Raw genomic sequence first — 8,993 nt, 5'->3', positions numbered from 1 at the left:
TGGTGAGGGCTTCCCTTTTCCCGTGCGGGGACCGAAGAAGCCCGCGCCGCAGACCCCTCAACCGGCCGGTTGCAACCCTCGGCTCATCGCCCCGGCAAATGCATCGTTTCACACAATCGCCAATTGGTGGACGCGGGTGAGCGGCCGGGCGTTAATTCCTGTCGGGTGAAGGAGGAATAGACGCATACCAGGGAGGAACACGTTTGATGCAACTGCAAATCGACATCGGCGCACTGCCCGAGGACCAGCCCTACGAAGTCACTTCATTTGCCAGAAAGCACGGACTGACGGTTCCTGTCGCGGATGCGGTGCTTTTCGCCAAGGGCCCGTCGCCCTCGCGGGCCGCCTGCGATACCGCGGCGCTTGCCCTTCTCTGCGCGGTCGCGCAATACGCCAGCAAGCAGGGAGGGCGCTAGCGATCGGCGGCGCCTTCCCTCTTCTTCCTCTTCCTACCAGCTGAACTGTAGCCCCGCATTGCCGCCGACCTGGCTGCCGGCGAAGGCGATGCCGAGCGTGCCGGTCAGGCGGCCGCCATGGAAGCCTTCGCTCAGCACGGCGGCGCCGGTGATGCCGAAGGCATTGGCGTCGCCGGCATTGCCCCAGTTGACGCGCAGGCCGAAATGCTCGCCCTGCGCGAGATCGGGCGCGGCGAGCGCGGCCGAGATCGAGGCGTTCTCGAAGGCGCGGGTGATGCGATTGTCGATGTCGTCGACATGGGCGGCCAATGCCGTCTTGCCGGTGACCGTCGTGGTGCCGCCCTCACTATCATCGACCGTTTGCTTCGTCTCGCCAGTCTGGGCGTTGATGCAGGTTTCGGTGCCCGGGCTGTAATAGTAATTGATGCCATAGGCTTGACAGTACCTGAGATAGTCGACCGCAGCCTCGGATGGCGACGCAAGGAGCGTTGCCGCGCCGAGCATTGCCGGCGCAAGAAGATATCTGAACATGATGCCCCCGGCCGCTCTTACCAGGTCAACTGCAGGCCGGCATTGCCGCCGACCGTCTTGCCGGAGAAAGCAACGGCCGCGGCGCCGGCCAACCGACCGTTGCCGCCAGGCATGAACCCCTCGCCCAACACCGCCGCTCCGGTGATGCCCATGGCGTTGGACTGACCGGCATTGCCCCAATTGACGCGGACGCCGAAATGCTCGCCCTTGTTCAGATCCGGGCTGGCCAGCGACGACGCTACCGAGGCACCCTCGAAGGCACGCTGGATGCGGTGATCTATGTCCTCGACCTTGCTTGCCAGCGCGGTCTTACCGACGACCGTGCCGCCGTCGGTTTCGCGACGCGTCTCACCCGTCTGGGTATTGATGCAGGTTTCGGTACCTGGGCTGTAATAGTAGTTGGTGCCGTACTGATCGCAGACGCGCACATATTCGACCGGATGCGGTTCGTCAGCCAAGGCCGGCATGGCCCAGCCGCCTGTTCCGGCCAGAAACGCAAACGAAATTAGACGGTTGATGCCCCGCATACCTAGTCCCCAAGTTGAAAGCCCGGCGGAAAAACGCATGGCAAAGCGCGGCGAGTCAAGCGGCCGGTCCGACCAAAGTCCGACTTTTATTGGGTATATTGAAGGGACACACTCAGTGTTGCCGGGATGACACAGAGATAGTTCGGGATAGTCAGTAAACCTCTCTCGTTGCCAAGTCTATACATTAACAATTTCTAATATAAATGATCGCTATCTATTGCAAATCGGCGACGCTTCTCAGGATCGTCGAAGGGCCCGACATGGCCGCGCCCTCACCTTCCGGCGGATCGAAAGAGGCTTGGCGGCAAACGACCGCCCAAACGGCTCAGGCCTTGGCTTTCGGTTTGGCAGCCTTTGCCTTGGCGGGGGCCTTGGCGGGCTTTTCCGCCTTGGCGGCTTTCGGCTTCTCGACCTTGGCGACAGCCGCCTTCTTCGGAGCTTTCTTCGGCTTGCCTGCCGCGTCGATCTCGGCGGTCGCCTGGTTCCAGTGCTCTTCGTGAGCACCTTCGGGCCGGCCGGCCTGCTCCCAGATCTCGTGCGCGCGTTGGCGAATGCGTTCGTGCCTGTCGTCCGTCACTGTCGCCTCCTAAGGTTGGGACGGGTTCCCCGGCGCGAACACTAGCGGAATTTTGACGCGGCGTCTTCGGTATCACGCATATTCGACCGACTTAGGCGGCAAATTCGCTCAGTGGCCGTCGGTGACGACCGCGATGCCGAGATGCGCTGCCTTCTTTGTGATCAATCCGGCCAAATCCGCGTCAGAGCGGTCGGTCCCGGTGCGCTTCCGCAGCAGCGAAATTGCCTCCTGCATGGACAGTAGGCCCGTCCTGTGCTCGGCTAGCAGCTTGTCGACCATGGCGGCGATACTGGGTGATTCGACGTGTGGATGATGCATGGCAACGACTCCTTCCGCTTCGTTGCCTCCCAAACCGGCGGCTATTTTAGGCGCTTTCCCTTGATGCGAGAAGAGCCCGATCCTCCCGATGCTTCGGCGGGAGGATCGGGCTCTTCAGGGGCCGTATGTTACTGGATCACCTGGACAACGCGGCGCGTGCCGGGATCGATCAACACCGTGTGGTCGTTGACCACGGCATAGCGATATTGCACGTCCGGCACCTCCTGCAGCTCAACCGTATCAGGCACGGTCGAGCCGACGCCGAGCTCGAGGCCGAGCACGTTGACGGAGGCGATCGGATGCTTGTGGACATATTCCTTGACCACGGTCTGCTGCTCGGGGGTGACGATCACCTCGTCCGCGGCCGCGATGCCGATGCCGGCCATCAGAGCCAGGCCGGCGACAGCTGGAATGAGGGTGGTTTTCATGTTTCTCTCCTGTTGGATTTACGACGATCCCTTCGGATCGCGTATTGGTTCACGACGATCCTCCGGATCGCGTATTGCGAGCTCCGCCCTGCCACCGCCCGGGGCGGAAACATCGGCAAGTCGAATAGTTGAGCTCCCGGGGCAAACGCCCCCGGCGAGGTGTTGTTCCGTCAGCGACGACTAATTTGAGGTGGCGGAACCTTCGCATCGGCTCTGCATTGGAAGGCATTGAAACTCCCCAAGACTTTGAAATCCAAAGGGCGCCGCAGTCATGCAAGAAGGTTACATCAGAAGCGACATCCAACTTCGCGCCCCCATCGCGATCGCCGTCGGCGCCGGCTTCAAGCGCGAGATCGCCTCGCTCACCGGGATGCAGAATTTTCTCAAGGAATGGCCGGCGGCTTCGCGGGGCGAAAGCCACGCAAGGGCGCTGCGCGCCTGCGAGGCGGCGCGGGCCGGCGAGATCGATCTCGACAAGGCGCGCCAGGCGTTCCTGATCTTCGCGAGGAAGGCGGGGATCGAGTGGACCGGGGCCGATCCGGTCGCGGTGCTGCGCGAGGCCAAGATCAGGCGCAACCGGGCACGCGAGAGCCGGGCGCTGCAGCGGCCGGCGCACTGACAGAGCCGGTGCGCATTGGGGCCGCTGCGCGTTGGGCTTGCCCTGCAGGTTTCAGGAGCTGGCCGACGAGATCCAAGTGGAGCCGTCTGGCGTCCGTTTGCCCTGCGGACCGCCGCCGGGGCTGACGGTCGACTGGATCGATGGGGCTCTTCGGCTGGTGGCCGCTGTCAGGTCGCCGTCGACTCGCCCAGCGCCTCGGTGACGAAGGACGCGGCGATCAGGTCGTCCGCTTCGATGCGTAGGGAGCCCTCGCCGCCCCCCATGATGGCCGCGACCTTCTGGAAGGTCTTCATCTCGTGCTCGGTGATCCGGGCGTCCCGCATCCTGGCTTTGAGATCGGCGACGCGCATCCCGAGCGAACGGGATGTTCCGATTTCTCGTTTCGACATGTTCGTAAAACTCCTCCTCGGCCCGCCCGTATCTGTTCGCCGCCGCCCGAATTTATGCTGCCATGCATTTGTGTTGCTGATGAGACAGCTGAGATCCAGAGCCGCTAACTCAAACGCGAGGGGAAGGTTCCGTTAGCACATGGTAACAAAATAATACTCGGTTGGCGGCCCGCCGCCCAAGCCGGCGGCGGGTCATTCAACTTCGGTACGCTAGCGGTTATCGAGCACCTGGACGATCTTGCGCGTGCCGGGATCGACGATCACCGTCCGATTGTCGACGACCACGTAACGGTATTGGACGTTCGGCACTTCGTGCAGCTCGACCGTATCGGGAACCGTGCTGCCGATGTTCAACTCGACGCCCGGAACCTTCACCGAAGCCAGCGGCTGCTTGTGCACATATTCGCGGATGACTGTTTCCTGTTCGGGCTGGATGATGACGTCCTGAGCGGCGGCGGCGCCGATACCGGTCAGAAGAAGCAGGCCCGCGGCAGCGGTTGTGAGGTGCATTTTCATGATCTTCTCCTTGGCATGGATCGATTGCCTCTCACGCTGCGCCTGCGATCTCACAGCCGATAGGCACTGTGCGTAACGCCATCTGGCAAGCCTTGTTCCGGCAAAAAAACGCCGCCGGCGTTCTCCGCGAAACGTCACGGCGCGGCGCGGCTGTTTCGGAACAATGCATTTCGGCCCGGGTTACCCAATCCGAAGGGACCGACTATTTCCGAGGAGAAATCCCATGAAACATCTGCTGATCACAAGCATGATCACACTCGGCGTCGGTTGCGGCGCCGCGATGGCGCAGACCGAATCCGTGCAGCCCAGCGGCGATGCCAACTGCGCCTCGGGCCAGGCCGACTGTAAGACCGGCGGCAAGGCAGGCGGGCAGGCACAGGGCGAGACGAAATCGAAACCCGAAATGAACGCCCAGGGCAAGGCCAAGATGAAGACCGATGAGCAGGCCCAGGGCCAGGCCGGCGCCAAGACCGACCAGAACGCCGAGGACAACACCCAGCTCAAGAAGAAGCAGCAGGCCCAGGGCAAGGCCGGCGCCACCACCGAGCAGAACGCTCAAGGCGGCAACACCAAGATGCAGGAGCAAAACGCTCAGACTAACACCGGCACGAAGACTGACCAGAATGCCCAGGACAACACACAGTTGAAGAAGAAGCAGCAAGCCCAGGGCAAGGCCGGCACCACCGACCAGAACGCTCAGACCGGTACCAAGACCGAGCAGAACGCCCAGGGCAACACCAATGTCGAGACCGACCAGAACAAGACGGCCTCGATCAACAATGTGACGGTCGAGCAGAGGACCCAGGTTACCCAGATCATCCACGAGACCAAGGTGGAACCGGTTCGCGACGTCAGCTTCGACATTTCGGTGGGCATCGAGGTGCCGCGGCATAAGGTGCGGCTGCACCGCCTGCCGGCCCGCATCGTCAAGATCGTGCCTGCCTATGAGTACTACGAGTATTTCGTGCTGGCCGACGGACGCATCGTCATTGTCGACCCGGACACTTACAAGATCGTCCTTATCCTGACCTGACAAGAACAGCATCACGAGAGAAAGGCCCGCCAGTGCGGGCCTTTGTCGTCCGAGTGCCGCCGCAGCCCGGAAAACAGCTCGCGCGGCCGACGCATTCCATGAGACGTTGCTTGAATGCCGGGGCCCATGGAACGATCCGGCGCAATTGCCGGTTGCTACAAGGAAGTCCTGCTCCCTTGGTCCCTGTCGGAGCGGACAATGGTGCGACAAGGCCGCCGGGCAGATTGTTCAAGCTTGCGGTCCACCCGGAAAAGGTGCAAGGGTCATGACGGGTAGAGACATGGGCGAGATCGTCGACGACTGGACATGGTCGCGGCGCTCGGTTGGGCAAATGTATTTTCCGCAGTTTCTTGTGGGAATGGCGGCGACGCTTCTGGTGGTCCTCGGCTGGACATTCGCGTCCACCGGATCGGTCTGGGCGGCATTGGGCTGGACGGTCCTTGCCGCGGTTATTCTGCAGGCCGGCTACTTCGCGGCGGTGCTGTGGCTGGTGCATGGCGAGGCCCGCGTGACCGACGAGGCCAAGTCGAGCGACGGCGCCGTCTCGCCCGCCAAATTGCCTGGCCCGTTCGAGCGGGACGGCATCATCCACGCTCTCATCTCGCTGCTGTTTCCGAAGCTGTTGCCTTAGCCGGCCGTAGCCTGCTCGCGAATGGCCGGCCAGTCGCTTCCCCGGAAGCCGGCGGCAATCCGTTTCGCCCGACACATTGCACGCCTCTGTTCGAGCGCAGCAGCGAGCCCGGGCCAGCCCCGCGTCATGCTTCCGAGGCGCGATCAGTTTGGCATTGTCGCCAGCGCCCGTCCGCAACAAAGGTTATTCGGCGCGATGCAAAACGGCCGTCTTGCCGTGCTCTTTGGTTGGAGGCTCCAGCCCGTCCAGGCCGAAGCCCCTGCTCGCGCGCAAGCTAGCGTGCCGCGGCTGGTGAGGCCGAGCGCACCGTCTCCGACGACGAGAAGACGACGAAGCCAAAGACCAGCACCGCAGCGGCGACGATCAGCGAGCCTATCGCCACGACCGGTTCGATCTCCGGATGGCCTGCCGCCAGCATCCAGTAGAGCGCCGGCAGCATGATCACGATGCCGGCCGTATAGAGGCCGTAATGGATCATGGCGATGCGGCGCTCGGCCTTGGCCGGGTTGAGCGCATAATAGCCACCGAAGATGGCGCTGGTGACCCAGCCTAGAAGGTTGATGTGGGCATGCGCCGGGAAGGCGCCGTGATCGCCCGAAATCGCCATCTGCAGCCCGGCGCCGATGCCCAGGATGAGAAAGACGATGGCCGTCTTGAAGAAGAGTTCCGATACCCGTGGCATTTCTGTTGTCCCTCCCAATGCCTCTGTGGACCCGACTCTGTGAAGTCTATATCTAGCCAGCCATATTAGCCATGGCGCACCTAAAGCATGTCTCCCGAAAGTGGGAACCTGTTTGGGGATAAAGACATGCGTAAACCAAAGATCTGACGCGCATGAGCAAAGCCAAAGGATCGCGACGCGCTTTAGGTCGGTGAAGTCGTCGGACGAAAGCCCCGCGAGGCGGCTTCGCGAAAAAATGGCTCGCTTCTTTCGAGGAGAGCCAAAAAGGGAGCCGGGCTTGAGATCGGCTCCCATCCAGGTTACCACCTGAATTTCAGACATGCCTAACGTAGCGGAGTGCGGGATTTATTCCACCGCGATCGCCGATCAGTCCCGCAAGCTTCGAATCCGCACAGCAGAGCAGGCCTTTCGCCGATCGGGCGCCCGCGAACCTGTGCGCCGACCAGGACATCCCTTCCCCGCTGGCAGGCGTGCGAACAGCATGCGCTTCAGCGTCCCGAATCCGCTCGAGTTCGCGCAGTTGCGGCGGGCATTTGCGCCCGTTCGGAACCGGCCCGATGGCGCCTTGCAAGCGCGCGGCATTTGGGCAATGCTCGGATTCGGGGAGTGGTTTCCGTAATTTCGGAAGCACGATTACATGTTCACTGACTACTACGAAGTTCTGGAAATAAGCCCGAACGCCAATTCTGAGACAATCGAGCGGATTTTCCGCTATTTTGCTATGCGCTATCATCCCGATAATCGGGAAACAGGGAATGAATCGCGCTTCAGCGAGATCGTCGAGGCCCACAATACGCTGCGGGATCCAGTCAAGCGGGCCCAGTACGACATCCTCTACCGCGAGCATCTGGGCCTTCGCCACGAACTCACGGATGGCGCGCGCGACGGCGGCGGCATGGACAGGGATGCCGTCATCCAGGCCAATTTGCTGTCGCTTCTCTATGTGCGGCGCCGGCGCGACGTCAACAATCCGGGCATCGGCGACGACGAGCTCGAACGCCTGTCGGGCTGCCCGCGCGAGCACCTTGAATTCCACCTGTGGTACCTCAAGGCGAAGGGCTTCATCGGCAGGACCGAGAACGGGACGTTCGCCATCACGGTCGAGGGCATCGACCACGCCGGGAGCAAACAAGGCCGGGACCGCCCGGACGCCACCCGCCTGCTCGATCACGCCGATTAGAGCGTTTCACCGTTTCAGGGAAAAGGCGAAACGTTGGATCCGTTCGATCGGACAAGGCTGAAGGTTGCGGCGAAACCGCCGGGCCGAGCGTTCACATTTCCCGGAACTGCCCTCGGCCGGACTGCTCCGGCCGGCATCAAAAACCCGCCGACTGGTGCCTGAACCAGTGGCGGGCTCGATGAAGGAGCAGCTACATCCCGGGGGAATCGACTGTCGTCTCCTGAACTCCCCATATCTGGGCTCGGTTCCGCTGGGGGGAGCGGAGCCCGAACCATGCGCCATGGAGGGGCAAGAACAGGGAGCGCAACGATGACATAGGCGCCGTGCGTCGCCGAAGGCAAGACGACTGAGGTCTGACGCGCCGCCGAAATAGGCCCGGCCTGGCGCGCCGACGGCTTCACGCCGAGGCGGTGCGGACAAAAAAGCCGCCGGGCGAGGCCCGGCGGCGTTTCGTCCACCCTCTGGTCGGTTCGTTTGGACTTACGGCGTCGTCGTCGCTGCGGCGGCCTGGTCGATCTTGTCGGCAAGCACGCCCTTGGCCCAGTCCGTCACTTCCTGGTCGACCGGCTTGTTGGCCATGTCTTGCAGGGCGGCGTCCAACGTCGCGTCGTCCGGGGCGGGTGTATTGGTAACCGCGGTTTGGGCATCCGCGACCGCCTGGGTGTCAGCGGTGATCGCCGCGTTCTGGGCATCGATCTGCGACTGCACATCGGTGATCTGCGCATCGAGAGCCGCCTGCTGTTCGGGCGTGAAGCCCGTCGTGTCAGTCGCGTTGAGATCGGCGAGCTGCTGGGTGAGATCGGCGAGCTTGTTCTGGTCGGTGGTCAGCTGGGCATTAGCAGCGTCGAGCGCAGCCTGCGCGTTCTGAGCTGCCGCTGCCGCTGTCACATAGGCCTGGATGCCAGCGAACTTCTTGCTCTTGGAATTCATATAGGCGTTGATGTTGCGCTGCAGCGAGTTCAGCCGGCCGAGCTTGGCGTGAAGGTTCTTCTCCTTCGGCGTGGCGGCTGTCGTGGTGTCGTCGGTCGCGCTGTCGTCGGTGCCCTTGTTGTGGCCGTGAGCAGAAGCCGACTTGCCGTGCTCTGCGCCGCTCTTGCCGTTGCCACCGGCATTGCCGCCGCCGTTTCCATTGCCGCCATTGCCGCC

General features: G+C 62.6%; 14 protein-coding genes. 5 read left to right on the top strand and 9 right to left on the bottom strand.

Going from position 1 to position 8,993, the window contains the following annotated elements:
- Positions 1-206 precede the first annotated feature (206 nt).
- The gene (locus tag EOA24_RS17915; RefSeq protein ID WP_126083394.1) at positions 207-416 is read left to right on the top strand and encodes a hypothetical protein; all 210 of its coding nucleotides are present in this window, start codon (positions 207-209) and stop codon (positions 414-416) included.
- 33 nt (positions 417-449) lie between these two features.
- Here the strand turns inward: EOA24_RS17915 and EOA24_RS17910 are convergent, their stop codons facing one another.
- The 5 genes from EOA24_RS17910 to EOA24_RS17890 form a co-directional block, all read right to left on the bottom strand.
- Positions 450-947 (bottom strand): porin, encoded by a 498-nt coding sequence (locus EOA24_RS17910; RefSeq protein WP_127258132.1) that lies wholly within the window; start codon positions 945-947, stop codon positions 450-452.
- A 17-nt stretch (positions 948-964) separates the two neighbouring features.
- Positions 965-1,414, bottom strand: a complete 450-nt coding sequence (locus tag EOA24_RS17905) for a porin (protein WP_245467122.1) — start codon at positions 1,412-1,414, stop codon at positions 965-967.
- A 385-nt stretch (positions 1,415-1,799) separates the two neighbouring features.
- Positions 1,800-2,051, bottom strand: coding sequence for a DUF2934 domain-containing protein (locus EOA24_RS17900; protein WP_126083397.1), 252 nt, complete (start codon positions 2,049-2,051; stop codon positions 1,800-1,802).
- Positions 2,052-2,159: 108 nt separating this feature from the next.
- Positions 2,160-2,369 (bottom strand): hypothetical protein, encoded by a 210-nt coding sequence (locus EOA24_RS17895; RefSeq protein WP_126083398.1) that lies wholly within the window; start codon positions 2,367-2,369, stop codon positions 2,160-2,162.
- Between the two features lie 128 nt (positions 2,370-2,497).
- The gene (locus EOA24_RS17890; RefSeq protein ID WP_126083399.1) at positions 2,498-2,797 is read right to left on the bottom strand and encodes a DUF1236 domain-containing protein; all 300 of its coding nucleotides are present in this window, start codon (positions 2,795-2,797) and stop codon (positions 2,498-2,500) included.
- A 271-nt stretch (positions 2,798-3,068) separates the two neighbouring features.
- On the opposite strand from EOA24_RS17890, the gene EOA24_RS17885 reads away from it, so the two are divergent.
- The gene (locus EOA24_RS17885; RefSeq protein ID WP_126083400.1) at positions 3,069-3,416 is read left to right on the top strand and encodes a DUF982 domain-containing protein; all 348 of its coding nucleotides are present in this window, start codon (positions 3,069-3,071) and stop codon (positions 3,414-3,416) included.
- A 167-nt stretch (positions 3,417-3,583) separates the two neighbouring features.
- On the opposite strand, the gene EOA24_RS17880 is transcribed toward EOA24_RS17885, so the two are convergent.
- Both EOA24_RS17880 and EOA24_RS17875 read right to left on the bottom strand, forming a co-directional pair.
- Positions 3,584-3,805: a hypothetical protein gene (locus tag EOA24_RS17880; RefSeq protein ID WP_126083401.1), complete on the bottom strand. Its 222-nt coding sequence runs from the start codon at positions 3,803-3,805 to the stop codon at positions 3,584-3,586.
- A gap of 210 nt (positions 3,806-4,015) precedes the next feature.
- Positions 4,016-4,321: a DUF1236 domain-containing protein gene (locus EOA24_RS17875; protein ID WP_126083402.1), complete on the bottom strand. Its 306-nt coding sequence runs from the start codon at positions 4,319-4,321 to the stop codon at positions 4,016-4,018.
- 223 nt (positions 4,322-4,544) lie between these two features.
- Here EOA24_RS17875 and EOA24_RS17870 point away from each other — a divergent pair, with 223 nt between their 5' ends.
- Positions 4,545-5,354, top strand: a complete 810-nt coding sequence (locus tag EOA24_RS17870; RefSeq protein ID WP_127256188.1) for a DUF1236 domain-containing protein — start codon at positions 4,545-4,547, stop codon at positions 5,352-5,354.
- 265 nt (positions 5,355-5,619) lie between these two features.
- Entirely contained in the window at positions 5,620-5,985 is a 366-nt protein-coding gene (locus EOA24_RS17865; protein WP_245463256.1) for an exopolysaccharide production repressor protein, read from the top strand.
- 274 nt (positions 5,986-6,259) lie between these two features.
- Here EOA24_RS17865 and EOA24_RS17860 read toward each other — a convergent pair whose 3' ends face one another.
- Complete coding sequence (locus EOA24_RS17860) at positions 6,260-6,667, bottom strand: hypothetical protein (RefSeq protein ID WP_126083404.1); 408 nt, start codon at positions 6,665-6,667, stop codon at positions 6,260-6,262.
- A gap of 637 nt (positions 6,668-7,304) precedes the next feature.
- Here EOA24_RS17860 and EOA24_RS17855 point away from each other — a divergent pair.
- A complete protein-coding gene (locus tag EOA24_RS17855; RefSeq protein ID WP_126083405.1) occupies positions 7,305-7,847 on the top strand; it encodes a J domain-containing protein in 543 nt (180 codons plus the stop codon).
- Positions 7,848-8,327: 480 nt separating this feature from the next.
- Here EOA24_RS17855 and EOA24_RS41645 read toward each other — a convergent pair.
- Positions 8,328-8,993, bottom strand: a 666-nt coding sequence (locus tag EOA24_RS41645) for a hypothetical protein (RefSeq protein ID WP_189353987.1), incomplete at its 5' end; no start/stop codon positions are given.

The organism is Mesorhizobium sp. M2A.F.Ca.ET.039.01.1.1 (assembly GCF_003998035.1).
In the GTDB taxonomy this organism is placed as follows: domain Bacteria; phylum Pseudomonadota; class Alphaproteobacteria; order Rhizobiales; family Rhizobiaceae; genus Mesorhizobium.
The sequence above is the reverse complement of the archived record's forward strand: the minus strand, read 5'-3'. Positions and strand labels throughout refer to the sequence as shown.